22 protein-coding genes are annotated in these 26,025 nt (G+C 55.2%); 14 read left to right on the top strand and 8 right to left on the bottom strand.

Features of this window, described 5'->3' with window-relative positions:
• Positions 1 to 238: 238 nt before the first annotated feature.
• The 11 genes from MC381_RS15880 to MC381_RS15830 all read left to right on the top strand — a co-directional run bounded on the left by MC381_RS15880 (position 239) and on the right by MC381_RS15830 (position 10,138).
• Complete coding sequence (locus MC381_RS15880) at positions 239 to 1,300, top strand: site-specific integrase (RefSeq protein WP_251978738.1); 1,062 nt, start codon at positions 239 to 241, stop codon at positions 1,298 to 1,300.
• A 123-nt stretch (positions 1,301 to 1,423) separates the two neighbouring features.
• Entirely contained in the window at positions 1,424 to 2,338 is a 915-nt protein-coding gene (locus tag MC381_RS15875) for a restriction endonuclease (protein WP_251978737.1), read from the top strand.
• 105 nt (positions 2,339 to 2,443) lie between these two features.
• Positions 2,444 to 2,962 carry a hypothetical protein gene (locus MC381_RS15870; RefSeq protein ID WP_251978736.1) on the top strand — a complete coding sequence of 173 codons (519 nt, stop codon included), beginning with the start codon at positions 2,444 to 2,446 and terminating at the stop codon, positions 2,960 to 2,962.
• Positions 2,963 to 3,663: 701 nt separating this feature from the next.
• Positions 3,664 to 3,876, top strand: a complete 213-nt coding sequence (locus MC381_RS15865; protein WP_021818584.1) for a hypothetical protein — start codon at positions 3,664 to 3,666, stop codon at positions 3,874 to 3,876.
• A 9-nt stretch (positions 3,877 to 3,885) separates the two neighbouring features.
• The gene (locus MC381_RS15860) at positions 3,886 to 4,263 is read left to right on the top strand and encodes a hypothetical protein (protein WP_251978735.1); all 378 of its coding nucleotides are present in this window, start codon (positions 3,886 to 3,888) and stop codon (positions 4,261 to 4,263) included.
• Between the two features lie 609 nt (positions 4,264 to 4,872).
• Positions 4,873 to 5,244: a conjugal transfer transcriptional regulator TraJ gene (gene traJ, locus MC381_RS15855; RefSeq protein ID WP_251978734.1), complete on the top strand. Its 372-nt coding sequence runs from the start codon at positions 4,873 to 4,875 to the stop codon at positions 5,242 to 5,244.
• Positions 5,245 to 5,278: 34 nt separating this feature from the next.
• The gene (gene traI / locus MC381_RS15850) at positions 5,279 to 7,060 is read left to right on the top strand and encodes a TraI/MobA(P) family conjugative relaxase (protein WP_251978733.1); all 1,782 of its coding nucleotides are present in this window, start codon (positions 5,279 to 5,281) and stop codon (positions 7,058 to 7,060) included.
• A gap of 286 nt (positions 7,061 to 7,346) precedes the next feature.
• Positions 7,347 to 8,114 carry a P-type conjugative transfer protein TrbJ gene (gene trbJ, locus MC381_RS15845; protein ID WP_251978732.1) on the top strand — a complete coding sequence of 256 codons (768 nt, stop codon included), beginning with the start codon at positions 7,347 to 7,349 and terminating at the stop codon, positions 8,112 to 8,114.
• Between the two features lie 10 nt (positions 8,115 to 8,124).
• A complete protein-coding gene (gene trbK / locus MC381_RS15840) occupies positions 8,125 to 8,355 on the top strand; it encodes an entry exclusion lipoprotein TrbK (RefSeq protein WP_251978731.1) in 231 nt (76 codons plus the stop codon).
• Positions 8,356 to 8,368: 13 nt separating this feature from the next.
• Complete coding sequence (trbL, locus tag MC381_RS15835; RefSeq protein WP_251978730.1) at positions 8,369 to 9,859, top strand: P-type conjugative transfer protein TrbL; 1,491 nt, start codon at positions 8,369 to 8,371, stop codon at positions 9,857 to 9,859.
• A 12-nt stretch (positions 9,860 to 9,871) separates the two neighbouring features.
• Complete coding sequence (locus tag MC381_RS15830) at positions 9,872 to 10,138, top strand: hypothetical protein (RefSeq protein WP_251978729.1); 267 nt, start codon at positions 9,872 to 9,874, stop codon at positions 10,136 to 10,138.
• Positions 10,139 to 10,551: 413 nt separating this feature from the next.
• On the opposite strand, the gene MC381_RS15825 is transcribed toward MC381_RS15830, so the two are convergent.
• The 6 genes from MC381_RS15825 to MC381_RS15800 form a co-directional block, all read right to left on the bottom strand.
• A complete protein-coding gene (locus MC381_RS15825) occupies positions 10,552 to 11,838 on the bottom strand; it encodes a HEPN/Toprim-associated domain-containing protein (protein WP_251978728.1) in 1,287 nt (428 codons plus the stop codon).
• A gap of 4 nt (positions 11,839 to 11,842) precedes the next feature.
• The gene (locus MC381_RS15820) at positions 11,843 to 14,491 is read right to left on the bottom strand and encodes a DEAD/DEAH box helicase (protein WP_251978727.1); all 2,649 of its coding nucleotides are present in this window, start codon (positions 14,489 to 14,491) and stop codon (positions 11,843 to 11,845) included.
• 2 nt (positions 14,492 to 14,493) lie between these two features.
• Positions 14,494 to 16,314 carry a site-specific DNA-methyltransferase gene (locus MC381_RS15815; RefSeq protein WP_251978726.1) on the bottom strand — a complete coding sequence of 607 codons (1,821 nt, stop codon included), beginning with the start codon at positions 16,312 to 16,314 and terminating at the stop codon, positions 14,494 to 14,496.
• Positions 16,314 to 18,086 (bottom strand): ATP-dependent nuclease, encoded by a 1,773-nt coding sequence (locus MC381_RS15810; protein WP_251978725.1) that lies wholly within the window; start codon positions 18,084 to 18,086, stop codon positions 16,314 to 16,316. Before MC381_RS15810 ends, MC381_RS15815 begins: the two co-directional genes overlap by 1 nt.
• Before the next feature lie 76 nt (positions 18,087 to 18,162).
• Positions 18,163 to 18,450, bottom strand: coding sequence for a type II toxin-antitoxin system RelE/ParE family toxin (locus MC381_RS15805; RefSeq protein ID WP_251978724.1), 288 nt, complete (start codon positions 18,448 to 18,450; stop codon positions 18,163 to 18,165).
• Entirely contained in the window at positions 18,447 to 18,734 is a 288-nt protein-coding gene (locus tag MC381_RS15800; RefSeq protein ID WP_251978723.1) for a CopG family ribbon-helix-helix protein, read from the bottom strand. The genes MC381_RS15805 and MC381_RS15800 overlap by 4 nt, the downstream gene beginning before the upstream one ends.
• A 518-nt stretch (positions 18,735 to 19,252) precedes the next feature.
• Between MC381_RS15800 and MC381_RS15795 the strand changes: the two genes are divergently transcribed.
• Positions 19,253 to 20,107 carry an aldo/keto reductase gene (locus MC381_RS15795; protein WP_251978722.1) on the top strand — a complete coding sequence of 285 codons (855 nt, stop codon included), beginning with the start codon at positions 19,253 to 19,255 and terminating at the stop codon, positions 20,105 to 20,107.
• Between the two features lie 179 nt (positions 20,108 to 20,286).
• On the opposite strand, the gene MC381_RS15790 is transcribed toward MC381_RS15795, so the two are convergent.
• Positions 20,287 to 20,997: a Crp/Fnr family transcriptional regulator gene (locus MC381_RS15790; protein ID WP_251978721.1), complete on the bottom strand. Its 711-nt coding sequence runs from the start codon at positions 20,995 to 20,997 to the stop codon at positions 20,287 to 20,289.
• A gap of 319 nt (positions 20,998 to 21,316) precedes the next feature.
• Here MC381_RS15790 and MC381_RS15785 point away from each other — a divergent pair, with 319 nt between their 5' ends.
• Together MC381_RS15785 and MC381_RS15780 are read left to right on the top strand one after the other, a co-directional pair.
• Positions 21,317 to 22,285 (top strand): XdhC family protein, encoded by a 969-nt coding sequence (locus MC381_RS15785; protein ID WP_251978720.1) that lies wholly within the window; start codon positions 21,317 to 21,319, stop codon positions 22,283 to 22,285.
• Between the two features lie 238 nt (positions 22,286 to 22,523).
• The gene (locus MC381_RS15780) at positions 22,524 to 23,531 is read left to right on the top strand and encodes a zinc-dependent alcohol dehydrogenase family protein (RefSeq protein WP_251978719.1); all 1,008 of its coding nucleotides are present in this window, start codon (positions 22,524 to 22,526) and stop codon (positions 23,529 to 23,531) included.
• Between the two features lie 47 nt (positions 23,532 to 23,578).
• Here MC381_RS15780 and MC381_RS15775 read toward each other — a convergent pair whose 3' ends face one another.
• Positions 23,579 to 24,910: a multidrug effflux MFS transporter gene (locus MC381_RS15775; protein ID WP_264297452.1), complete on the bottom strand. Its 1,332-nt coding sequence runs from the start codon at positions 24,908 to 24,910 to the stop codon at positions 23,579 to 23,581.
• Positions 24,911 to 26,025: the final 1,115 nt, after the last annotated feature.

Genomic DNA, 26,025 nt, shown 5'->3' with positions numbered 1-26,025 from the left:
AACCGCGTTGACGCTTATAGGCGTGCGTTGACGGTTTGGCTTTCTGTAAGGGGCTGATTTTGCGAGGAAAGACAACTAGTGACGTTTTTAACTCGCTCTCATAATCCCTTGGTCGTAGGTTCAAGTCCTACTGGGCCCACCAATCTTTTCAATAGTTTAGCGCTTTACGCTGGAGAGTCCCATAGTCCAAGGGTACAGTTTCGGTACAGTGCCGATCCTTCAGCCCCTGGAGTTTTGCATGGCCACCATCGTCAAGACCCCCTCTGGTAGCTGGAAAGCCGTGATTCGAAAGACCGGCTGGCCCACTACCGCCAAGACCTTTCGTACCAAACGAGATGCCCAGGATTGGTCACGCCGCACTGAAGATGAAATGGTGCGTGGTGTCTATATCCAGCGCAGTGCTTCAGAGCGCATGACTTTGGAGTCGGCCCTCAAACGATACTTGGCCGATGTTACCCCTACCAAGAAGCCCAGCACCCAGAAGAGCGAGCACGGTAAGGCTGTGAGGCTTATCGAACACTTGGGCAAGTATTCTCTCGCGGCGTTAACGCCTGACCTCATCGCAAATTATCGCGATACTCGTTTGAACAGCCTTGGGCGTAGAGGTTCACCGATCAGCCCCAATACCGTGCGCCTGGAGCTCGCCCTGCTCGGCCACCTCTATACCGTCGCCATCCAGGAATGGGGCCTAGGCCTGACCTACAACCCCGTCCAGAACATCCGCAAACCAAGCCCTGGAGAAGGGCGCGACCGCCGCCTGAGCCCCGACGAGGAGAAGCGCCTGTTCGCCGTGCTACGGCAGCACAGCAATCCCATGCTGGCCTGGATCGCCAGAATCGCCCTGGAGACGGGCATGCGCTCGTCGGAGATCCTGACCCTCACCCGAGCACAGGTCGACGTGAAACGCCGAATAGTGCGCCTCACCGACACCAAGAACAACGAGGCCCGCCTGGTACCGCTGACCCAGGCGGCCACCGAGGTGTTCAAGCAGGCGCTGAACAACCCGGTGCGCCCGCTCGACTGCGCCCTGGTGTTCTTCGGTGAGCCTGGAAAGGATGGTAAGCGCGGCCCCTATGCCTACACCAAGCTGTGGAACCAAGCGAAGAAGAAGGCCGGGCTTAATGACTTCCGCTTTCACGACTTACGCCATGAAGCCGTCAGCCGGCTGGTAGAGGCGGGGCTATCCGACCAGGAGGTCGCCGCGATCAGTGGGCACAAGTCCATGCAGATGCTGAGGCGGTATACGCACCTGAGGGCGGAGGATTTGGTGGAGAAGCTTGATTGTTTGAGAGGCCAGTAGCTGTGGTTAATACTTATAATAGACTGCATGTTGAGTTATTGTTCTTTGGATGGTTTGTCTGCAAGTAAATATGTAATTATGTTAACTGTGGTATTTTATTTTATATAATAAGGGAAAGCCATGGTGTCTCCTATAGAAAAAATTTTTAAAGAAATATTTGGTTATGCGCCAGAGAAGTCAGGCACAGCGTTCGAGCGATTGGCATCAATCGCTTCTTATATAATCCAAGAGGGAGAAGTTTTTCATGATGAAAAACTACGAGGGCACTTCTCTAATACGTTATATCAGCTGGATATCTATGGGGAATCAAAAGATACATCTATAATGGGTGAGGCAAAAGACTACTCGCTCCAGAGTAAAAAAGTGGGACGTGGCGACTTGCAAAAACTTGGCGGTGCATTGCCAGATTTAAAAGATATCGATGCGGGCGTTTTTTATTCAGCTACTGAATACACAAGTCCTGCAAAAAAGTATGCGGAGTCAGCCGAGGAAATATTAGGAAAGCCGATAACGCTCTGGCAGCTTAGACCAGGAACCGAGCTTGACGAAGAAGGGTTTGTGAAGACGGTAGTTGTCAAGATCCATGTAAATATGCCTCAGCCAGAGAAAGGGCGCTGGTTGCCACACTTCACAGAAAACGGAATGTCTGCTGTGAAAGCTCTAGCCAAGCGAGGAGAAGAACGTATAAATTATCAACTTGGCCTTAGCCATTTCTACGACTCATACGGTAATGAGGCTCTGTCACTACATGATCTCACTTTAGAAGGCTATGGAGGAATAGATTCTGATACAGGCAAGTCACACGGATGCTTTATTCTAAAAAATCATTATATAAAAATAAGCGGAATTTTAGCAGAAATTCATGGTATGGAGTTTGAGGTTCCTTATGAAAAATATACAGAAGAGCTTCGAATTACTGATGACAGTGGGCATCGGTTTGTCCTTGTGGATAAGAATGGAAAGGTCTCTAGGTTTCTTACTGATAAAAATCTAAGAGAATTCGATTTTGATGAAAACGGGAGGGTGGTACGGAAGTAGGAAAGCAATGTGGATGATGTTGTTTTTTATTTATAACCTATCGATTAATCTGGGTGTGGCTGGTCCTGGTGGAATTTGAGCTTCAGTGAATTCATGGAGAATTATGTGATGGAATACGTTGGTTTTTTTCATAGCATAGTTGCTATAATGATGATTCTGCTCTTGGCTGCTGTAGCGGGGGGGATAGGAATAAAAGTATACTCTGTGATGCTTGCCATACTGGCGTTTCCCACATATCTTGGGTTATATATACTTGAAGTGATACTTCCTCGTAAGAGGAATGGGGAGAGTGTTTTTTCTTTAAGTATTCCCAAGAAGAATCCACATAAAGTCATAATGAACTTTTCCGCGACTTGTGTGACGCTCGGTTTGCTTTCATCGATCTGGCCTTTTTTTAGTTCTGAATTCACACCAGAGTCTCAGGAAAAATGGGTAGAGTCTATGTTTAACGGTAGGTTGTTGGATCCAATTGTCTGTTTTTCGTTTTTGACGGGACTATTTGCTATTTTTGTCATTAGCCGATTTTTTTCTGATAAGGATGATCGCGATACTTTGACTAAGATCGAAAGCTTAAGTATCCCATCTCTTTGGAAAGTTGTTGTGAAAGACATTGGAAATAGCTAGAGGGTGTGATATTTGTTGTGAGATCTTGTAAAGGGAGCCTATAAGTATAGTGGTAGATTTTGTAAAGTATTATCTATCATTATATCATGCTTCGAGATTTAGTCTATGAAGTGTTTTTTGCAGTGACTGATTAGATGGAAGCTCTCCAGATATAAGTTGTATTATAGATGAGGCTTTAGAAAAAGTGACCTCCCAAATAATGTAGTGCTTTGTAGAAATATACAAAATGCTACATTGGCCGGAGAGATAGGATCAGTTCAGGTTGTGCAAAGAAGAATTTTAGCAGCTAAAATTCTTCTTATCTTTGCGGTGTAGTCTCTGATACCCGCCCCCCCCCCCCCCGTATTCTCCATATTGACATATGTCCCTATGCTTCCAGGGACTTGAAGGGGGCTGGATAAAAAATTTCCCTCAAGTGTCAATAAAATGGAGTGCATTGACCGAGCCCCATGCGCGAGGCGATTCGCCTAGCGTAATCATTGACATTTGAGGGGCGGGATGCCCTGGCTGCTGCTTAAGTTTTTATATACGGCCTTGGCGGTTTTGTTTTGATTATGGTTAGTGCTGCTGGAAAGTATAGGTAAACTTTTAAAGGAAAGTGTAGCTATACTTTTTCTAATAAGAGCAAATGGTTGAAAGTATTCCTAAGATGGCGTAGATATTAAAAATGAAATCTTGCTTTGCGTTATCTGGAGATATTTATGACAACCGAAGAGCAGTTGCTTGAGCGTTATGGTCCTCTGCTTTCATTAACCGATTTGTCGGAATTATTGAAGCGTAGTCCCGATGGTCTCCGAATATCGTTGCAGAGCCAATCAGAATTTGCTTTGAAATGGAATGCCGCCAAGAGGAAAGTTGGTAGGCGTGTCTATTTTCGTGCAACTGACGTTGCTGGGCTGATTGACGAGTCCTGAGGGGGAGTAGTGGACGATACCGCCATCATTCGACGCCGGGTGCGATCAAATTTCACGGCGCTCAACAATGAGTTGATTCGAGATCGGCGAATTTCCTGGAAAGCCTTGGGCATTCTGGTGTTCGTGCTTTCTCTGCCCGATAACTGGCAACTCAGGCTATCGCACCTTTCAAAAGAGAAGGAGGTCGGTTCTGGTCGAGATGCTACGAGAGCGGGGCTGAAGGAACTTCAACAGGCGGGGTATCTGTGCATTCAGCGGGAGCGTGGTGAATGTGGAAAGTTCGTGCGCACCACATGGCTAGTCACCGACCGACCGGGGGACTTTGAGCTTGACCCACCACGTTCGGATTTTCCGAATGCGGTTAATCCAATACCGGATAGCCCGTAGGCGGAAAATCCAACACTACTAAGTAAAGAAGCTAGAAAGTACTAAGCCTAGTAAGTACTTAGGTAGTAATAAGTAGATGAACGGCATTCGCCGTGTTTTGCACGCCAAGAAAGAAAGGCCAACCACGTCAATTGACACGCAGTAAGCCAATGAGATGGAAGAAATGGTCTGCGTGGCAGCGATGTTGACACTTGAGGGGCAGCGCTTCTGATTCATTGACATTTGAGGGGCCGTGCGGAAACCGCGAGGAAAGCTGTGTATTTGAATGTGGAAAGCGCAAGGACACCGCTATGGGTAAATCGCTGTTAGATCGCTGCTTTACCGCTTCTAGAGCGCAGCATTATCGCCGTAAGTGTCGACTTCATCAGGGGGAGAGACCGTTTGTCACGGATGCACAGGAAAAAACAGGTCCGTGCAACGAAATGCAGAGAAATAGCGATGCTTTGCACATGGCGTACCTACAAAAATCAACGCTGAAGTGCGGGCAGGATGTGTGAAGTAGTCCCACCCCGCAAGCGTGGTGTTCCTCTTCACTGGTCCTTATTCGCACCTGCGGTGCTCAACGGAAATCCTGCTCTGCAAGGCATGGAATCTGAGATAGGAGCTGGCATGAGTGAGAAGCAAAGGGTGACACGGAAGAACAGCACGCCGCTCAAGGTGTACTGCCTTCCGGAAGAGAGAGAAATGATTGAATCCAATGCCAAGCAGGCAGGGCTAAGCGTTGCCTGTTATCTGCGGGAAGTGGGGCAGGGCTATCAGGTCAATGGTGTTATGGACTACGAGTATGTCCGCGAGCTGGTTCGTGTCAATGGTGACTTGGGCCGTTTGGGTGGATTACTGAAGCTCTGGATGACAGATGACGTGAGAACGGCTCACTTCGGGACGGCTACCATCCTTAGCCTGCTCGGAAGGATCGAAGCCACTCAGGAGGAAATGAGTCAGGTATTGAAATCCGTGGTGCAGCCGAGGACCAGGTCGTGATTTTTTTAGCCGCTAAAATGTGGGGCTGGCCCTCATGATCGCCAAACACGTCCCCATGCGCTCCCTGGGCAAGTCAGACTTTGCTGGTCTGGTGAACTACATCACCGACGAGCAAAGCAAGGAGCACCGTCTTGGCGCGGTACGGCTGACCAACTGTGTGGCGTATTCGGTCCAGGATGCCGTCAGCGAGGTACTAGCGACCCAGTTCGGTAATACCCGAGCGAAGAGCGACAAAACCTATCACTTGATTGTCAGCTTCCGGGCTGGGGAACAGGTTGAGGCCGATACCTTGGTGGCCATCGAGGACCGTATTTGCAAGGGGCTGGGCTTTGGAGAGCATCAGCGCATTAGCGCCGTTCACAACGATACCGACAACCTGCACATCCATATCGCCGTCAACAAGATCCACCCCACGCGCAACATCATCCACGAACCCTACTACCCACACCAGACTCTGGCCGAGTTATGCGAGGTCATGGAACGGGATTACGGGTTGCAGCAGGACAACCACATGTCGCGCCGACGCGGAGCCGAGGCCCGAGCGGTCGACATGGAGCGTCATGCCGGTATTGAAAGTCTGATCGGCTGGATCAAGCGCGAGTGCCTGGACGACATCAAAGCCGCGCAGTCTTGGGGCGGACTGCACCAGGTCATGCGTGACAACGGCTTGGAACTCCGGGCGCGGGGGAATGGGCTGGTTGTCGTGGCCGGTGATGATGCCGTGGTCAAAGCGAGCACCCTGGGGCGGGATTTCTCCAAGCCGAAACTGGAGGCCCGTTTCGGCCCGTTCGAGCCTGACCAGGCGCAGCAGGCCAAACCCCGCCGCCAGTACCGCAAAGACCCGGTACGGCTGCGCGTGAACACTACTGAGCTTTACGCCCGCTTCAAATCAGAACAGCAGAGCGCGGCAGCCAATAAGACGGCGGCCCTGGACAAAGCCCGGCGGCAGAAAGACCGCCGGATTGAGAACGCCAAGAAGAAGGGCAAGGCCCGGCGGGCGGCCATCAAGCTCACCAGCGGCAGGCTGACCAAGAAGGTGCTGTATGCGCAGGCCAGCAGCGCCCTGAAAGCCAACATTGACGCGATCCAGAAGCAGTACCGCGAGGAACGCCAGACGATCCATGAAGCCCACGGGCGCCGCACATGGGCCGACTGGCTCAAACGGGAAGCCCTGCAGGGCGATATCGAGGCCCTAGCCGCTTTGCGAGCCAGGGAGGCCGCCCAGGGCCTCAAGGGCAACACCTTGAAGGGTGAGGGACAGGCGAAGCTCGGCCATGCGCCGGTGATCGACAACATCACCAAGAAGGGCACCATCATTTACCGGGCCGGAGCCAGCGCCGTGCGCGACGATGGCGACCGGCTCCAGGTCTCCAGGGAGTCCGACCAGGCAGGCATCCAGAACGCGCTAAGGATGGCGATGGAACGCTACGGCGAGCGCATCACCGTGAACGGTTCGCCCGAGTTCAAAGCGCGGGTGATCCTGGCGGCAGTAGATGGACAGTTGCCTATCCGGTTTGCGGACGCCGGGCTGGAACGTCGCCGCCAAGCCCTGGCGAACGGCGAGAACACCGCCCCGGCCAAGACCCGAAGCAAACGGGCGGGAGTGCCGCCCATCGGTCAGCCGCCACCCCCGGTGCGCCGGAACCGGCTGCAATCGCTGTCCCAGGCCGATGTGCTTCACCTTGAGGGACAAGCGGGCAAGACTCCGACACCGCCCCCACGGGGGCCGAGCGAGCAAGAGCGCCGCAAAGCCAAGTTACGGGCAGAGATGGACGCCAAGAGGGCAAAAAGACAGCAAAAGGGACGCTCACTATAGCGCTTTCCCTTTGGAAGGCGGCAACAAACAGTAGATGCGATTAACCCTTGGGAAGCCTAACCGTTCCCCAGGACAATGACACCGATGTTCAACAACCATTGGCCGCGCGTTCTGACGGTGTCGCGCAGGTCGGACGCCGGGATAGTAAGTGACGAGCTATCCCTGTAGAGGTCCACACTTCACCGCTGGGTTCTCCGGCAGGGGTAGTGGCTCGCAATCTCCATGAGCGAGCCGCTACAGGTTGGTGAGTGCAACTTAGTCACGATGAAGCTAAGAGCACTCAATCATGAGAAGAGAAAGAATTTTAGCGGCTAAAATTCCTGTCGCGGTCATGTCCTTGGCGTTAACCGCTTCCATGCCTGCCCAAGCGGGCATCCCTGTCGTCGACGGTACCAACCTGCAGCAAAACGTTATGACGGCGATGGAGTCCGTCTCTCAGACTCTTAAGCAGATCGAGCAGTATCAAACGCAGTTGCAGCAGTATGAAAACCAGTTGCAAAACACCATGGCTCCAGCGGCCTATATCTGGGACAGGGCACAATCCACGATTAATGATCTGATCCAAGCCACCAATACGCTTCAGCATTACCAGAACCAGCTCGGCAGCCTCGATGCCTACCTGGGCAAGTTCCAGGACGTAGCGTATTACCGGAGTTCCCCCTGCTTCAATGGCGGCGGTTGCACGGATGCCGAACTTGCAGCGATGGATGAAAACCGTCGCCTGGCGTCAGAATCGCAAAAAGCGGCCAACGATGCGCTCTTCCGAGGGCTGGATCAGCAACAGGATAACCTGGTGTCTGATGCTCGACGGCTTGAGCGTTTGCAATCCGCCGCCCAGGGCGCGGATGGCCAGCTTGCCGCCATTGGTTACGCCAACCAGCTCGCCAGTAACCAGGCTAACCAACTCCTGCAAATTCGCAGCTTGCTGATTGCTCAGCAGAACGCTGAAGCCGCCCGTCTCGCCGCCGAACTGGACGCTAACGCCAGAGGGGAAGCGCGGGAACGGCAGATGCGTACCTGGAATTACCAACCTAGCGCAGCAGATCGCTATTAAGGAGGCCGCGATGAAGAAGATCATCCCACTTGTGGCAGCTGTTGCCTTGGTAGGTTGTGAGCAGGAAACGGTACCAGAGGCGAGTGCGATCACGTGCGCGCCAGTTGCCTTTCAGCAGACTATCAGCGAGCTAAGCCGAGAATCGAACCGAAAAGCCTTTACTGAAGCCTGCCGGTCGTTCGAGAAGGCCCAACGCATGCGGGAATGGGAGTTTGAACCCAGCTCCCCCGACAGATATTGAGGGAGGGCGTCGCATGAAACGATTCGTTCTTGGTGGTTTGGGCGTGATGGCCGTCATCATGCTGTCCGATACCGCGATGGCTCAGGAGCTATCCAGCAGCAACATCATGGATGATGTGTTGGACCGCTTTCATTCCGCGGCATCAACGTGGGGGCCTGCCATAGAAGCGGCCGCCAGTCGGTTGTTCTGGACCCTGGTAGTGATCTCGATGGTCTGGACGTTCGGCATGATGGCGCTGCGCAAGGCCGACATTGGTGAGTTCTTTGCCGAGCTTGTTCGTTTCACCATCTTTACAGGCTTTTTTTGGTGGTTGCTGACGAACGCGACTCAGGGCATGAACATCGCGGGAACCATCGTACAGTCATTGCAAACCCTTGGGGCACAAGCCGGTGGCCTCCCCAGCGGCAACTTGGGGCCTTCCAGCATCCTCGATATCGGTTTTGAACTGTACGACCAGACAGTGAAGGCTACGTCAGAGTTGAGCTGGAAACAGTTTGCCACTGCGTTGGTGATGGAAGGTATGGCCTTGGCCGTATTGCTGGTGTTGGCGGTTATCTCCGTCAACCTGCTCCTGCTGCTAGCCGCTAGTTGGATACTGCTTTATGCGGGAGTGTTTTTCCTGGGGTTTGGCGGCTCCCGTTGGACATCAGACATGGCGATCAACTATTACAAGGCTATTCTCGGCATAGCGGCTCAGTTGATGGCAATGGTACTCCTGGTCGCCATCGGTAGGGAGTTCATTACTCACTACTACTCGCAGATGAGCGAGAACATGGCGTCCCAGGAGTTGGTCGTGATGTTGGTCGTTTCGGTGATCCTGCTATTTCTGGTTAACAAGATTCCACCGATGATTTCCGGCCTGGTGTCGGGTGGCAGCGTGGGAGCCATGGGCATCGGGTCATTCGGTGCCGGTGCTGCGGTAGGAGCAGCCATGACTGCGGCAGGTATGGCCCTCACGGCGGGCAAGATGGCTGGGAGCGCGATGTTGGGCGGTGCGGCGAATGCAGTAGGTGGCGGGTCAGCCATCAAGGCTGCCTTCGAGAAGGCCCAGTCCAATATGTCAGGGTCAGACATGCCGAGCTTTGGCACTGGAGGTGACAGCAGCCGTGGTGGGAGTGGCAGCAGCTCCAACGGAGATGAAGCTGGCACCGGTGACACCCCATTTGCACAGGCGGCTGGTTTCGCTGGTTCTGGCTCCCGAACTGGTGGCGGTAATGGATTCAAGCGAGCAGCATCCTTGGGAGCTGGAACGGCTGGCGAGCTAGCTAAAGGGGTTGGGTCGAAGGTGGCTGGGAAGTTCCAGGGCAAGGTTGATCAAACCGCTGGTGGCCGCATGGCGTCCTCCATCCGCGCGAGCATGAAGCCGGAAGGGGATAGTGAGGTCGCAGAAGCGGATGATTCTGTTCCCTCGTTCGACAGCGACAGCCTGGGTGGTAGTGAACGTCAGCAGGATCGTAATGACGAGATAGCTAGCTTTGTGAACCGTGGCCAGCAAGACACCTAAGGAGACCCCACGATGAAACAACGCCATTTTATGGTAGCCCTGGCTATGCTCGACGAAAGGCGGGAGGCCTACACTGAAGCCGCTTTCGTACCTGCTGTCGAGCTATCGGCCGATGGGGAGAGGAACCTTGAGGCAGAGATTTCCGCTTTCGTGAACCGTCCGGCTCACTTGGGCCGCGAGGAGGCACCACGCAGCACGCACACTAGCAACGATGTAGGAGCTGGAACCGGGAGAACCCCGTTTTCCGAGGCGGCGGGATTTTCCGATACTGGTTTCTGACATTATTGGAGCCATTGACCAGCAATAGCTCAGGCGGCCAATGGCCGCCTTTCCGCTAGGAGGGGAGGTAGACATGGCCGGGCAGACACGCTGGCAACGGCGTAAAGAGCTGGAAGACAAGACCGTCGAGCAGGTCGGCGAGACGCACCCAGAAAGCGGGGAGCCAGCGGTACGGTGGCTGACTTCCGAAGAGCTGGACGAACTGCGGAGGGATATGAGAGAAGCATCTGCTTGGGCCAAAGCAGAATTGATGAAACGGAGATGAGGTGGCGAGCAGCCAGATTCACAGTAGCCTGGGATGCAGATTAGAAGAGGGTTCTTCAAAGGTAAGCGCTGTCCATTTGGCAAGGGCTCATGAATATCATGGTTTTTAGCCACCGAGAATAAAGATTTCTTCGCTGCAAGGTGAATGCTCATCCATGGAGCAAAGCTGCCTCGGCAACCAGGGCGTCGAGAACCTTGACCAGTTTCGACGTGTCATAATCTCCCATTGTCAGGCTTTCTGCATGCTGTTTCATAAAGTGGGTGGTGTAGGATTCCTTGTATTCAAGCGCTCCATGCCACGTCTCGATCTCTTTCTTATAATTGCTCCAGATCACCTGAGCAGGCGGGTATTCAGGAAGATTAAGATCCAGGTAACATTCAATGGCAGCAGCCCGACCATTGATATCACTATCACTTACACCCTCAGGCCCGAGAGCGGGGAAACTCCGGAGTTCATCAATGTCAGGCAATAGCATCGAACGCATTGTCCCTGGCATCTGAGACCCTTGCAGCTTGCGATATGCATCGACCCCTTCAGCATCGTTATCGAGCAGAAATAGCACTCGATTCTGCATGTCGATCCGAATAAGTCCTTCGGCAAACTTGACGAGATTCCCGGTACCCCAGAAATGGTGGCGTTCATCACCATCGATAAAGTGAAAAAAGTCAGCAACATCAGGCCGGAGAATATCAAGTGCACGCCGGATAATTCGGGCGTCTGATGCCCCCTCTGTTGCTACAAGGATTGATTGCTGTCGCTGCGCCCCAGCTTGAAACATGCTGCGATTTACCCAACCAGCATTCACGATTGGGCCAAATTCCCATACCACCTCAGCATCAGCATTCTCAGAATTCAAGGCGAAGACTTGCAACATTGATTCCGCACTGAGAATGCAGATTTTCGCTGATAAATAACTACTTTCCGACCAGTATGAATCATAGCTTCCAGTCCATGGCAAGCGTGAAAACTTTTGAGCATGGGCTGCAAACCTACCCTGAGCGACTTTCGCTCGATCCTCAGTGTCAAAATCGACATGATCAGTAGCAAGACTAGTCAGTGGGTAAATGTTAGCAAGAGAACAAAAGTCTTCGAAAGTTAGCCAATCTTTTTCCTCCTCAGAGGGATCGACCATATCAAGTATAGAATTTGCTTCTTCTATGATGCTCTGATATTCGGTCCGTGCTCTATCAAGGGTATGCCCAAGCAAATTGAGCCTTGGCACCACCCTAGATAGTGGTCGCAGAAATGTCAGCTCGCTCTCCTCAAGCTCTGCCTTCTCTTCTGGATGCTCCGCATAATAATCGTAATTTATGCGCTCACTTTTTTGGCGAATCAAATCGGCTTCCTGGAACAGGAAGCCGTAATCGTTTCCCATAGAGTTTTTGGCATAATCAAGTGGCACATTGCCTACAGTCAATTCGATTGAAGTACCCATAGGATTATCCCAGAGAGGCCGAGACGCTCTGCTTCCAGTCTTGTTCCATCACCATCTGGAATCGAATTGGTTCGTCTTGGCCCTCAAGCTCAAGCTGGCCGACTTCTGCCGAGACATCGGCATATCGGGTCAGCAGCTCAAATAGTTTGCGCTTGTACTCGGTATCATCATTGCCTTTCAGGTGGTCGCCTTTGGTTTCCAGCACCGAGAAACGGAACTTGCCATTTTCGGTGCCATGCACACAGGCTAGTAGATCAGGATATACCTTATGTTTCTGCCAGCCTTGCAGTCCATAGGAGCGCTGGTTTACGGCGATACGGTGCCACCAATGCACACACTGGTGCTCATCCAGATACCAGGCCGTGTTCTTTTCCAGGTCATTGAACTCCTTCTGATAGACCTTCTCGAACAGGATTTTTTCCAGCGGATCGCCATTTTTCCGGAAGAGCAGTGGGTCTACATCGGAAACATCGATTTCCAAGGTCTCTGCAATTTTCCAGTTTAAGGCCGGGTCATTGGATGATACCAGCCGTAATGCAATTTCACCTTTTTCCAGTTTGGCAAGGAATAGTGATTCGGCCATAGCGTTCACCTGTCCGCGCAAATCCGCCTTCATGGACTGCACTAGGTCCAACCGATTGATATAAATCTGTTCATCGGTGACGCCCTTAGCTCGCAAGGCGGTCAGGGTTTCATCCAACAAGCGCATTCCTTGCCAGGGGTTGGGCACCACGTCTAGCAACTGGCGCACCAGATAGGGTGTGTCCAGCCCTTCCTCCGGCAAGGCTTCGATATCTTCCTGCTCTAGATCAAATACCGTCTGTTCGCCCTCTTTTGCTTTCCGGTCGAGGCTAATGCGAGCCACTGTACGCTGCAGCTTGGCATCGTCCATAGATGCCTTATCGGCGGTCAGGAATTGCAATGCTTCCCAATCCAAGGCACCCAGTATATCCCGCTCATAATCTAGGGGACGATACCCATCTGGGGTGTCGCTATCCTGATGTAGGACACGCGGTAAAAAGATCGGTGGTAGGCCCGAAAATTTACTACTGCGGTTGATAGTCTCCCGGCGCATGTTGCGGGCCTGATTACTGTTTGGATCAACGGACTTGACGCTGGAAGCCAGGTCAGCCATGCCTTCTTCTTCCAGTCCCTTGCGCACACCATTCACGGCTTCTGTCACATCCTGATCGAAGGTGTAGACGTAACACTCGTCCAGTGCTTCTACCCCAGTTGCGCGAGCATGAGGCTGACGCAATACGCGTCCGATCATCTGGGTTAGTGCTGTGGTGGCAGTGGTACGGGACAAGACCGCTAACACATAGGCAAATGGGCAGTCCCAGCCCTCACGCAGCGCGTCCTTGGTGATGATAAAGCGCACCGGTGAGGTGGGTGAAAGCAGGTCTTCATCTGCCAGTTCATCATCGCTGGAGGTTTTAAGGCGAATATGCTTCTCTTTCACCCCGAGTTGGTCACGCAGATATTCACGAGCATCCTCGGCGTGTACAAATCCGGCGTCACGCTGCTCTTTGCCGGTGCGTTCCACGCGAACCAGCACGATGGGGCGAATATAGCGGCCAGACTCATTCTGGAACGCCAGTCCCGCCTGTTCCAGTCCCTGCTGTTTGGCATGGGCCAGAGATAGAGTGTGTTTCCAGCCGCCTTTGCCCTCGTTGATCACATTGATCGGCAGCTTGATCATTTCCTCGTCTTTGAGGTCAGCTCCCGGCACATTCACTAGCACATTGGATTGATGCTTGCCGTTGGTATTAGGCGTTGCGGAGAGTTCCAGGATAAAGCGCGGGTTAAAGCCCGCCAGGGTATCGCGGGCAGTATCGGAATAGGCCTTGTGACCTTCGTCAATAACCACCACCGGGCGCACCAACCGCAAGACATTGCCCAGGCTTTGCTTGACCGAGACCGAACCCGGCACAATGCCGTCACCGTATCCCAGATCAGCTAGGTCATTCTGATCCAGGTTGGGCACCTGTTGCAGCAGGGCCTCGATAGCTTCACCGTCGTCTTCCAGCGGGAAGAAAGAGGTGAAGCGGCCGCTGTCGCGGAACAGCCGCAGCGTTTCCTTGGACTTGCGGGCTGCCGAGGGCAGCATCAGCAGCATGACGCACAATTGGCCCTCCACATCCCTGCGGGTAAAGGCGTCGCTTTTTTCCAGCAGCTTCACCCGTCCGCCAGAAGCGCGTTCCAGCATCTGCCGGTAAGGGTGTTCCCGGTTGGCCAGTTGCTTCCAGGTTTGCCGGTAAATCGCCTCCGATGGCACCACCCACAGCACCAGCCCAGTCTGGCGTTTGAAATAGTCTGTTTGCACCCGCTCCAGTGCCGCCGTGGCCAGCAGCGTCTTGCCACCGCCGGTGGGCACCTTTAGGCAGATATTAGGAATTGAGCCACACAGCCCATCAAGACGCGACAGGTAGGGTGCCACCACCGGATTGCCATTTTGGTAGAGGTAGGGCAACAAGCGATCGGTATTAAGTTGATCCCAAGCCTCTCGGCAATAATCACCCAAAGTGATTGCCTTGCCCTTGCTCTTCTGGAACTCAACGAAGTCTTCCGCCTCTTCGCGCTGCTCAGCCAGTACCGTCAGATAACGATCCAGCTTGCCGAGTACGCCTTGCTGGTATTCCTTCAGCTCCATGCTCAGTCTCCCAGAATCCGGTGGACGGCATAGGGCAACTGGCAGAACTCGATGCGCCGGGCAGTTAGTTCTTTCTGGCTCATAAACTTGGCCACGGCAAAGACGATGGCACGCTTTCCACCCTTATTGCCTTGCTCAATCGCCGCCACCCGTTCGGCATTCAGCGCGGCTTCGTTGGAGCGCAGCCACTCCTTATCGGGCTGGTAGAACAGGTGTACCCGGAACAGGTCGGTCTCGCCAATCAAGCCATCTGGTGCGGGTTTGCCGACTTTCTCCAGTGACTGCCCGGTGGCGGTGTAGAACACATAACGGGCCAGCGCCTCGAAACCAGGCATATCCTTGCCTGTCAGCAGGCTTTCGATATCAATGGGCTCGCCCAGGGTGCAATAGGTAAAGCTTCCACCCAGCCCCGGCGCGGTTTTCTCCACCTTGCGCTCACCGGTCACGGTGAGCACGCCATCCTTGATTTGCTTTTTGATCTTGTCGTACTCGTGGCCGTGCAGGTTTTCGATGGATTCCACCTGATCCATCACTTTCTTGTGCTTTTTCTCGTTCCCGAAAGTGCTCCAGGTAATATTTTCTCGATGCAGATCCTCGCGCTGGGTACCGGTATAGGGGTAGCCATTGATCACACGGCGAATTCGCTCGGCAGTGAGAGTATCGGCATAATCCTCACACTCGACCAGGATAAAGCGGCGTTTGCCGCCGTCTTTCTTATTAGCTTCAAGAACAGCATGGGCAGTGGTTGCTGATCCTGCAAAGGAATCCAAAATAGTAGATTCTTTGTTTGTGGAAATTTCAAGAATCCGGGAAAGCAGTCGTACAGGCTTGATAGTGTCAAAGCCTTCGACGGGCCCACCCATAATTTCAGTGAGCTCCTTTTTTGCTTCGTCGGTATGCCCCGCCTCATCGCTTGGCCACCATGTCCAAGGCACAAAACCTTCTATCTCAGAAGCATACCTGATAATATTTGGCTGAGAGTTACCGTCTTGGCCGAAGTAAACCCTCCCTGCCTCCAGAAACTTATTAAACTCGCTCTCTACCATGCTCCAGCACCTGCCAGGTGGAGGGGTATGAATTTTCCCTCCAGGAGCTTGTATTTCATACATCTGGTTCTTTCGATGCCCCTGAGCAGTCATAGGAATCGGGCGCCACCTATCGTCCTTTTCTGGATCATAGTTGCTATAAACTTTCAGCTGATCCTCGGTGGGGTATAGCTTGTTTCTTGTAGCCTTAAAGTGCTCCTTGTCCATTGCGTAAACATGGACGTAGTCATGAACATCGCCGATCGCTTCTCGGTTTTCCCGCGAATATCTCTTTTGCCAGACGATAGTTGCTACATGTCGTTCTGTGCCAAATACTTCATCTAGAAGGTCCCTAAGTCTATGGCCTTCATTGTCATCAATAGTGGCAAAAATAACGCCTGTTTGACTGAGAAGATCTTTTAACAAATTCAGCCTGGGCCACATCATGCACAACCACTTGTCATGCCTCTCCAAGTCTTCCTTGTCCACCGGATTGGCCGACTTCTTCAACCATTCTTTAATCAGCGGCGAGCGTACATTGTCGTTGTAGCACCAACCTTCGTTGCCGGTATTGTAGGGCGGATCGATAAAGATGCAGTCCACTTTACCCGCATGGGTGGGCAACAGTGCCTTGAGCGCTTCCAGGTTATCGCCGTGAATAATCAGGTTGTCATCAAGTGAAGGGTTTTTGTCTTCGTTGGGCAGGGACTTGTCCGGCACCACCTGTAATTCACGAAATGGCACCCCATGATGGTGGGCATAAACAAACTGCTTACCCTTGAACTCAAGCGTGGGCATTAAAGACTCCTGATCCAATCGAAGCACGCTTTGAAAGCGGGCATCTGCTGCTCTATTTCTGCTGCGCTCATGGTGCGTAATTGCTGTTCCTGTTCAATAATGGCGTCTTCGCCTTTGTCGTCCGCGCCAGTCACCTGCTCGATGCAGCCTTGCGGCCACGCCCAAACCCGAGAGGTCTTCAGAGCTTCATGGCTGCCTTGGGCAATGCCTCGGCCTTCCTCATCCGAAGCAAAGCAGGCCCAGATATCTGCCGCGCTCCACTGGCTGCATTTTTGGGGTAGTCCATTGCCATTCAGGGTAAAACCATGCTCTGGTTGTAGCCGATTGAGGGCTGTCTTGGCGGCTGTTAAATCAGCACTATCTCGCTCCAATAGCCCGCTCTTTCTTGCGTTAGTATAGGCAAAGTCCAGATCAGCAATGGCACAAGCGCGAATATCCATGGCATTCAGCACCGATAATGCTTTAGCAAAATTGGAGCAGCCACCCACGGAAACAAACGCGATGTGATCAAGGTCAGGTGAACGCTGGTAAAGCCGCTCATAGGCTAGCGGCAACAGTCTTCTGTCCGTTTTCCCTTCGCAGAGAATCACCCGGTCGGCAAAATAGATGTCTACCAAGTTTCCCAGCTCAAACAGGGTTTGTGACTGGCTCTCAGCGTCCTCAATAGCTTCCTGGACAGCTTGACTCAATGGCTTGCGAGCGGTGACACCATCGTCCCCCGTATTGCCCACAATCACGGTATTGGGCGCATTGTTACGGCTCAACATAAGCGGCGAGTGGGTGGAAAACACCACCTGAAAGCCTGCGCTTGAAAGCGTCTTCAAGGCTTCGCGCAGCCGCCGCACGCCTTGAGGATGCAAATACAGTTCTGGCTCATCAATCAGCAATAGACGGCGGGAAAGCTGATCGTCTTCAGCACGACGCACATCAGCCAGATAGCGGATCAACGCCATCTGTATGGCACGCTGAGCGCCGGCACCCATCTGATCAAAACGGCGCCGGTCACCGCTAACTGTATCGGTGACGTGCAAGTCTCCCGCCTTGAAGAACTCCTTAATGTCTACCACCTGCAAATCCAGATCCAGCGCTAGACCAGGAAAGAAGTTCTCCAGCGCATCGGTAGCACTAGTGTCGAACTGCTGCAAATGGTTGGAGCGTTGCTCTCCACCCGTGGTCAGCACATTGCGAATAGTGTCGAGCGCAGTAGTAAGCTCATCATGGGCCGCCAACAAAGGCTTCATGATCTCATCCAGCAGCCCTTTGATCGTTGTTCCTGTTTTGGCCTTGCCTAGATCTTCACCAATATCATGCATGGCCAACACATGAAGCGGCTCAGGTAATAAGGTAGAGACGGCTTGTGGGAGTCCAGTAGGGTAGGCCTGCCATTTCTCGGGAACGCCATCTACAGGGCATTCATTCACACTCCAGACTTCCTGGCTCTTAGACTTAGTGTTGGCTGCGGTAACCCGAATCCAGAGCCTTCCATCCCTACAGTAAGGCTCAATCGCCTGACGATGCCTAGCATGAGGAATCCGATCCAATACTTCGTCATAGATACCATCAATACAGGCGGCAACGGAGACAGGCTCTTCCTCGTCATAAAAATCAGAAGCCTTGATATTGCTTGGCTTTAATACCCAACGAATGGCTTCCAGTATCGTGGATTTCCCCGCATTGTTCTGCCCTACTAGGGGGGTATAGCTGTCGAGCGGCAAGGTGACATTTCGGCAAGCTCTGAAATTCTCAATATGAATGCAGCTAATGCGATGCATTGACGGCTCCCTGTCGTTGCCATTCGTTATTATAAGGAGTGAGGCCCATGAGCCCGGCATGGTTCTCTGTTAGCTTTTATCCCAGAGAAGGCGGCCACTGGCGAGCTGTGTGCACCACGCTCAGTACCCGCACCTGCATCCCCACAACGTCATAGACCAACATATAGCTGGGGTGAGCAACCAGCTCTCGGGACCCAGGAACACGGCCAGGACGTCCACTGTTAGGGTGGCCTACCAGCTGTGCCGCCTTCTCTGAAAACAGTTCATCCAGCGTCAAGGCTGCCAGCGGATTCTCTAGCTCTATGTACTCGTAAATGTCGTCACGATCCTGCATCGCCTCTGGCGTCCAGACCAGCTCCATCATTTAGACTTCGCCAGGCGATCACGGGTAGCCGCACGGCGCGCAGCAAACCTGGCTTCCACATCGGCGGCAGGTATCAGATTACCAGCTTCTGCCGAGGCCCGTGATTGCTCCACCTTGGCAATCAGCCAGGCATCATAATCCTGCGCTTCCTGCTGTTGCGCTACATAGTTGCGCATGAAGTCGCGTAGAAGCTGTGCCCCGGTACGATCGTGAGCCTTGGCTGCACTGGCAAATTCTGCTTTCAGGCCTTCATCGACCCGAAAGGTGAAGGTAGCATCGCTCATGACACCATCCTCATGTGTTACACAGTAACCACAGGATAGCACAGAAAGTACGCCATGCATCCACCCGCATCCACCCTGAACAGGTACACTAGCAGTACACACACCAGCTTCGTGTGTTATCCTCAAACTTCGCTAAGTTACTGATTCCAAAGAACTGTACCTTTCGCTCGATTACCGTCGCTTTTCCTTGAGTATCAGTAGCTTATTGCTTTAAAAGCGAACTCATAATCCCTTGGTCGTAGGTTCAAGTCCTACTGGGCCCACCACAGCATCGCATGACCATCTGATCGCGCCGGCTTTTCGACACAGTTCCGATGCGAGCTAAGCCGTGAGCGGCGTCTCCCGTTGCCTCTCTCTCTCTTGGGGTGACGTTTTGTCGCTTCGGCGGCGTCGCATCCCGTTGTCTATCATTTTGGAATGAGTTCGTAGCGAGGTCCTTCGGGGCACGGTTTGGCGGAACTTTGGGGCCGTCATGAACTCCGAGGTAGACATCGCTAGTCAAGCAAGGAGAGACGATCATGATCCTGCAAGAGACCTTTACCCTCGCCAATGGCGTCGAAATCCCGAAGCTCGGTCTCGGTACCTGGCTGATCGAAGGGCCTGATGCCGAGCAGGCGGTGAAAGAGGCGATCAAGCTTGGCTACCGCCATATCGATACCGCGCAGGATTACGGCAATGAGGCCGAAGTGGCGGCGGCGATGAAGGCTTCTGGCGTCAAGCGTGAGGAGCTGTTCGTGACCACTAAGCTGGCGGCGCAGTACAAGTCGTATGAGGGCGCGGTGGAAGCGATCAATGGCTCGCTGGAGCGTATGGGGCTGGATTACATCGATATGATGATTATCCATAGTCCGCAGCCGTGGGGTGAGTTCGGTCAGAGCGACCGTTTCTTCCTCGGCAATCAGGAAGCCTGGCGCGCGCTCGAGGAAGCGTACGAGGCGGGCAAGCTGCGGGCAATCGGGCTTTCCAACTTCACCGAGGCGGATATCGACAACATCCTCGAATCCTGCAAGGTTGCGCCGATGGTCAACCAGATTCTGGTTCACGTCAGCAACACGCCCAAGGCACTGATCGAGTACTCCCAGGCCAAGGGCATGCTGGTCGAGGCCTATTCACCGGTGGGCCATGGCGAGCTTTTCAAGAATGAAGAGATCACCAAGATGGCTGATAAGTATGGTGTCTCGGTGCCGCAGCTGTGCATTCGCTATGACCTTCAGCTGGGGCTGCTTCCGCTGCCGAAGACCGCCAACCCGGCCCACATGCAGAATAATGCCGGCGTCAACTTCGAGATTTCGGATGAGGACATGGCCGTGCTCGAGGGCATGGAAACCATCAAGGATTATGGCGACGCCAGCGTGTTCCCGGTCTATCAGTAACCGGATGACCTAGGCGGCGACCTGCTGTCGCCGCTGTCCCCGACGCCCGCTCGGCGAGTCCTCTCGCCGAGCGGGCGTTTGTCTTTTGGCCCTCGATCGATCGTCGAGTCCATCGCGTTCGGTGTCGGGGCGCCGCGATGTATCGTCTCGGCCGCGCGTTGGCCTGGCGATTTGTCTTGTCAGTAGTGCGTACGATTGAAACGGGTAAAGTGCCTGAGCGCTTCGAGGTCGGGAACAGTAATGCGGTTGCGCTGGCGAAACAGCATGCTCTCTTCCGCTAGCTGGCCGATGGTTCGGCTCACGTGCACGGAGGTCAGTCCGAGGATGTTGCCCAGATGCTCTTGCGTCAGCGGTAGGCGAAACGTGTTGGAAAGATCGGCATTGGTCCGTGAAAGCCGGGCATGAATCTCGCACACGAAATGGGCGATGCGATGGTCGGCGGCCTGGTGGTAGGTGTTGAGGGTCCGGTTGATCAGGATACTTTGCTGCAGGCAGGCGACCCGGAAGAACATCTTGGTCAACTTTGGGGAGGCCTCGAAAATGGTCTCCAGGTGCTTGTGGGGAAAGCGGCAGATGGTGCTTTTCTCCAGTGCCTTGACCGAAGTCTGGTGACTGTCCAACGCATATTCATGCAGGCCGATGATATCGCCCGGCAGATAGACGTCGTTGATCGTTCGTTTGCCATCAGGGTGATCCACGTAGCTATAGGCCCAGCCCTGGCTCATGACGGCAAGCTCGTCCGCCGGCTTGTCGCCGGCACGCCACAAATCCTGCTCTGGCCCGAAGCTTTCCGGTGAGCGTTCCAGTCGCGACAAAAGGTCGATGTCCTGTTCGTCGAGCCGTGCATGAGACTGGAAGTGTTTGACGAGACAGCTGTGATGGTTCGACATGGCCGCGTTCCTTCTGCCGAGACAAATAGCCTCCAATATAGCAGAGGGGCCTGATGGCACGGGGCAAGATGGCAGGACGGTAAATCGATGTGGTGTAAATCAATGTGCCATTGGGGTGGCAAGATTGGGATGGCAAGCGGCAGAAACCAGGCGGACAGCAGAACTCATGAAGTTGATACATAGGTCTATCTCATAAAAGTCGCTAATCATGCTGCCTTTGCAGCGTTAGAGTAGCAGGCTCCGGAAACTGTCTCATGACGGGCAGCGCTGAACGGGAGCCGTTGCCGCAGGTTTTCGTCATGAGCCACAAGAAGAGTCTATGAGAGAGCTGAATCTGCAGGTTGTATCCCAGGCGGTGCGTTGGCTCGAGCAGGAACGCCCGATCTGGTTGATGACCGTCGTCAATGCCGCTGGCCCCATGACACGTCCGCCGGGTGCGATGCGGGTCGTGGACGCGCAGGGCAATGGCGTCGGTGCCATTTCCGAAGGCTGGGCGGAAGCGCGGCTCGCCCACCCGCACGAGCGAGCGCATGAGGGAGACACCGCGCGCCTGGTGACCCTGATGCCCGACGTGACGTCAGGCGAGGCTTCGCCGTGCAGCGACAGGGTGACGGTGCTGATCGAGCGTCGCGATCCGACCCCGGATCTGATGACGCAGCTGGCGGCGATGCACGCGGTACTGATGGGAGAGCGCGCACTGATTCGTGAGATCCACATCGATAGCGGCGAGTCGCTGATGGTACCGGATCACGCCGATGGCGGTGCCAGCGTGGAGTTGCGGGCTCACGTGGTCAGCGTGCGTCTCGGGCCTTCGGTACGCTTGCTGATCGCCGGTATCACGCCGTTTACGGCACCCGCGGCGCGCTTTGCGCAGGCGCTCGGTTACGAGGTCTGGGTGTGCGACGCGAGGGAAGAGGTCTGCGAGACCTTTGCGCTCGAGGGCGTCGAGGTGATCAGTTCGGCGCCCGCAGAGGTGATTGCCGAACGCTGCTGCCACGCCACGACAGCGGTTATCGCGGTCAGCCACGATGCCGCCGTGGATGATGCGGTGCTGGTGGCGGCAAGCCGTACGCCGGCGTTCTACATCGGTGTTCTGGGTTCGCGGCGGGCCGCCAGCGAGCGTGTCGCCCGCTGGCGGCAGGCTGGCGACTTGAGTGACGCCGAAATCGATCGTATCCACATGCCGGCCGGGCGTATCACGGGTAGCCGCACGCCAGCGGAGGTCGCGATGGCGGTGGTTGCCGAGATCATGAGCGAAGCCAACCTCCTGGAATCTCGGACCGGTTGAGCGACATCCTCCGACAGCGCTGCTGGCTTTCCCTCACGCCGCCTTCGGGCGGCGTTGTCGTATCTGTCGTCATAGAGGAGGAGTATCTCGCCCGCTGGCAGTACCTATGACCAAGACGGGGATTTGTAAGCCTGCTATCTTTCCAGGCGTCATGGCATGCCCCCGTTGCGGAGATTTTCTGCCGGCGGCTTCGGCATGCGATCCGCTGTTATGCGGTAACGTCACGGAGAAGCTTTATATGAGCAAGACTTACGTCATCGAGCCCGGTGCGGGCATCGAGAGCTTGACGCAGCGCCACGAAGAATGCCCGCTGCCGGCACGTCGCCAGGTGCGGGTGCGTCTGCATGCGGCTTCATTGAACTATCGGGATTTTCTGGTCGCCGATGGCCGTTACGGCCAAGGGGGCAGCCGCGTGCCGCTCTCCGACGGCGCCGGGGAAGTCGTCGATGTTGGCCCCGACTGCACGCGTTTCGCGGTCGGTGATCGCGTCGCCGGACTCTTCATGCAGGGCTGGACGCGTGGCGAGGTCGTCGATGCCGATATGCAGACCGCCCTCGGCGGGCCGGTCGATGGCGTGCTTTGCGAGGAACGTCTGTTCGAGGAGTCCGGCCTGGTCGCCATTCCCGATTCCCTGTCGTTCGAGGCAGCTGCCACCTTGCCCTGTGCGGCATTGACGGCGTGGAATGCGCTCCATGGCCTGAAGACCGTGGCATCCGGCGATACCGTGCTCGCCCTCGGTACCGGCGGTGTCTCGACCTTCGCTGTCCAGTTTGCCGCGGCCGCGGGGGCACGGGTGATCATCACGTCCTCGAGCGATGACAAGCTGGCGCGCGTAAGGGCGCTTGGCGCGGATGAGGGGATCAACTATCGCACCACGCCGAACTGGGGCGAGGAGGCACGCCGGCTCACCGGCGGGCGCGGGGTCGACTTTGTGGTCGAGACCGGTGGGCCGCAGACACTGCCGCAATCGCTGGCCGCGGTGCGTCGTGGTGGCTTGGTGAACATGATCGGCGTGCTGGGGCAGGGCGAGATCGATCCGCTGACGATTCTGGCCAGCGGCGCCGTGGTTCGGGGCACAGTGGTGGGTTCGGGCGAGATGTTCGAGGCGATGAATCGCGCCATCGAACGTAATGCCATCGGACCGATCATCGATCGCGTCTTCGGCTGGGATCAGGCCCAGGAAGCCTATCGTTACCTGCGAGCGAGCCATCACGTCGGCAAGGTCGTTATCCGCTTCGACCGTTGATCGCGCTCGCTGAGAGTTCGGTGGAGACGATAAGCCCTGTTGCAGGGCTAAGGCGTTTGCTGGGGGCGGGGGTGGTGAAGCCGCCGGACGGCCAGGGCACAGGCAAGACAGCCCACGCCGCTGATGCCTACCACCAGCCCCATCGACCAGGGCGTGCCGTCTGACCACAGCCCGACCAGCGCCGAGCCGATCACGCCGCTGCCGTACTGTGTGGCCCCCACGAGAGCCGATACCGCGCCGGCGCGATGCGGGAAGTCCTGCAGCGCGCCGGTCATGGCATTGGCAATGATCAGACCGGACATCGATGCAAACAGGAACAACGGCACGGCGATGCCCCAGAGGCCGAAAATATCCGTGCGGGCGTCGACTGCCGTGATCAGCGCCCAGAGTGCCGTGGCAGCCGTACCGACCAGTAGCAGGCCATTGACGCCGAATCGGGAAACCAGACGCACATTGAGCATGTTGGTCGCCATGATGCCCAGCACGCCCGCCCCGAAGAGCAGCCCGTAGAGCTGGGAAGGGACGCCGTAATAGTCGATATAGGCGAAGGGCGTGCCGGCCACGTAGGCGAACATGCCGGCATAGTAGAACCCGCCCACGCCAATGTAGGCAAGCAGCCGGCGATTGCCTACGAGCTCGATATAGCGTCTCAGTGCGCGCCCCAGCGCCTCTTCACTGCGGCGGTCGCTCGGCAGTGTCTCGGGAAGCGTTGCCAACGCCAGCAGGGCGACGATGCCGACCGCGACCAGCGTCCAGAAGATCGCGCGCCAGTTGGCGATCGCCTCGATCTGTCCGCCGACTATGGGACCTAGCAGGGGCGCGATCGCCATTACCGTGAGCAGGGTCGACATCATCTGTGCGGCCCTTGCGCCGGCGTAGAGATCGCGAACCATGGCGCGCGAGAGCGCGACGCTGGCGCAGGCGCCCACGGCCTGTACCAGACGCCAGCCGATCAGTGCCGAGGCGCTATCCGCCAGTGCACAGCCCGCCGATCCCAGGATGAATAGCCCCAGGCCGATCGCGATCGGCACGCGTCGACCGAAGCGGTCACTGATTGGCCCCCAGGCCAACTGGGCCAGGCTGAAGCCCACGAGATAGCCGGAAACCGTCAGCTCGATCATGCCGCTGCCCGCGCCGAGATCGTGACGCATGGCCGGCATGGCTGGCAGATAGAGGTCCGTGGAGATCGAGGCGAATCCCATCAACAGACTCAGGATGGCGAGAACCTGCCAACCGTGTTCTCGAGTTGCCGATTTCGGCGGTGCTTGCGATGCGGGAGACGCAGCTGTCGGGCTGGCTGATTGGCATTCGCGCGGCGCCTCGGCTGGAGACTCTCGATGTCTCGAGGAGATGTCGGCGGGAATTTCATCATCTGTCATGGGGCAGTATCGGGCTCGGAAAACGGGCGTGGTAAGGAAGAGAGTGACACCAGGGGCCGCTGGTCATCGTTGCGAAGCATTTGTGGTGCGGCATCTTGCCTGCGGAAACCCTACTGTAGACGAATATTGTTAGCCGGGTCAGCTTTTGCCCGGTAAGGGCGCGTGGGCATGAACATAACCCTGATCATGAGAGTCCCCTTGGGGACGAAGTTGGAAAAACCGGTCAAGTCTGCGCACATAAAAAAGGCTCGATATCGGTGTTCGATATCGAGCCTGGCAACTCGCCATGAAAAGACCATGAATCAGGACCCGACGCCCGGGGCGTGAGTCATGCCGCTATCATGGCGGGCTTTCGGTCGTAAGGTAAGTCGGTAAAGGTGAACGATTGTGACGTCCTGCTTGCGGATCTCGACCGGCGGCGCGGCGGCGGGGATAAAGGCGGAAATAAAAAGGGCCCGCGGTACCGTTGACGGTAGCGCGGGCTCGAGGACGATAGCACGGCCTGCCGGCCGGTCGCGTTGTGGTCTGTCGTTCGAGGTTCATGGTCGCTGAAAGCGATGGTGTCGCGGTGTCATCATCTCACTGAGGGAGGCAACGAGTCCGCAATCGTTCGCGACTCTGGCTGGCGGGAAAGGGGCACCGCCGTGCTATCGCATCGCGCAGTTCTCTCCAGGACGCACTGTCTGAACAAGTCTCACTCGGGACTCATCTCATCAGAAATCGAGTGTCTCTGGAAACAGGGCTCGGTCGTGTGATCAGGATCACCAGCACTTGTTTCCTGTTGGTGCCGGCTACCGCCGATGAGCAGGGCGGTGCCAACAAGCACAGATTTAGCATGCTCCCGGAGAAAAGTTAACACTTGGTATCGTGTGTCTGCCGTCTTCCGCGCTTGGTATCAAGGGAGTCATGCCTTTCGAGAGGGATAAGTCGTTGTATCTTTTATGGGTTCATGAGTAATAATTGATGCGGCGCGGTTGAATGGATGAGTTTTTTCAATCTGTTTGAGGCAAGCCGGCGAATCGTTGATATCCCACAAGCCTAAAAGTATGGCGCCGAGTGTAAAAAAACGCCCGGTACGCGGCATTCGACACGAGGTCTCCTGTGCGTACCGGGCC

Source organism: Salinicola avicenniae, from assembly GCF_023736115.1.
GTDB classification, from domain to species: domain Bacteria; phylum Pseudomonadota; class Gammaproteobacteria; order Pseudomonadales; family Halomonadaceae; genus Salinicola; species Salinicola avicenniae.
The sequence above is the reverse complement of the archived record's forward strand: the minus strand, read 5'-3'. Positions and strand labels throughout refer to the sequence as shown.

What these genes read in the sequence shown, in the direction of transcription:
- MC381_RS15810 (WP_251978725.1), bottom strand. Translation starts at nt 18,086, where the DNA reads ATGCATCGCATTAGCTGCATTCATATTGAGAATTTCAGAGCTTGCCGA.
- MC381_RS15795 (WP_251978722.1), top strand. Translation starts at nt 19,253, where the DNA reads ATGATCCTGCAAGAGACCTTTACCCTCGCCAATGGCGTCGAAATCCCG.
- trbJ (WP_251978732.1), top strand. Translation starts at nt 7,347, where the DNA reads ATGAGAAGAGAAAGAATTTTAGCGGCTAAAATTCCTGTCGCGGTCATG.
- traI (WP_251978733.1), top strand. Translation starts at nt 5,279, where the DNA reads ATGATCGCCAAACACGTCCCCATGCGCTCCCTGGGCAAGTCAGACTTT.
- MC381_RS15775 (WP_264297452.1), bottom strand. Translation starts at nt 24,910, where the DNA reads ATGACAGATGATGAAATTCCCGCCGACATCTCCTCGAGACATCGAGAG.
- MC381_RS15830 (WP_251978729.1), top strand. Translation starts at nt 9,872, where the DNA reads ATGAAACAACGCCATTTTATGGTAGCCCTGGCTATGCTCGACGAAAGG.
- MC381_RS15805 (WP_251978724.1), bottom strand. Translation starts at nt 18,450, where the DNA reads ATGATGGAGCTGGTCTGGACGCCAGAGGCGATGCAGGATCGTGACGAC.
- MC381_RS15780 (WP_251978719.1), top strand. Translation starts at nt 22,524, where the DNA reads ATGAGCAAGACTTACGTCATCGAGCCCGGTGCGGGCATCGAGAGCTTG.
- MC381_RS15790 (WP_251978721.1), bottom strand. Translation starts at nt 20,997, where the DNA reads ATGTCGAACCATCACAGCTGTCTCGTCAAACACTTCCAGTCTCATGCA.
- MC381_RS15800 (WP_251978723.1), bottom strand. Translation starts at nt 18,734, where the DNA reads ATGAGCGATGCTACCTTCACCTTTCGGGTCGATGAAGGCCTGAAAGCA.
- MC381_RS15825 (WP_251978728.1), bottom strand. Translation starts at nt 11,838, where the DNA reads ATGGGTACTTCAATCGAATTGACTGTAGGCAATGTGCCACTTGATTAT.
- MC381_RS15815 (WP_251978726.1), bottom strand. Translation starts at nt 16,314, where the DNA reads ATGCCCACGCTTGAGTTCAAGGGTAAGCAGTTTGTTTATGCCCACCAT.
- trbL (WP_251978730.1), top strand. Translation starts at nt 8,369, where the DNA reads ATGAAACGATTCGTTCTTGGTGGTTTGGGCGTGATGGCCGTCATCATG.
- traJ (WP_251978734.1), top strand. Translation starts at nt 4,873, where the DNA reads ATGAGTGAGAAGCAAAGGGTGACACGGAAGAACAGCACGCCGCTCAAG.
- MC381_RS15785 (WP_251978720.1), top strand. Translation starts at nt 21,317, where the DNA reads ATGAGAGAGCTGAATCTGCAGGTTGTATCCCAGGCGGTGCGTTGGCTC.
- trbK (WP_251978731.1), top strand. Translation starts at nt 8,125, where the DNA reads ATGAAGAAGATCATCCCACTTGTGGCAGCTGTTGCCTTGGTAGGTTGT.
- MC381_RS15865 (WP_021818584.1), top strand. Translation starts at nt 3,664, where the DNA reads ATGACAACCGAAGAGCAGTTGCTTGAGCGTTATGGTCCTCTGCTTTCA.
- MC381_RS15880 (WP_251978738.1), top strand. Translation starts at nt 239, where the DNA reads ATGGCCACCATCGTCAAGACCCCCTCTGGTAGCTGGAAAGCCGTGATT.
- MC381_RS15820 (WP_251978727.1), bottom strand. Translation starts at nt 14,491, where the DNA reads ATGGAGCTGAAGGAATACCAGCAAGGCGTACTCGGCAAGCTGGATCGT.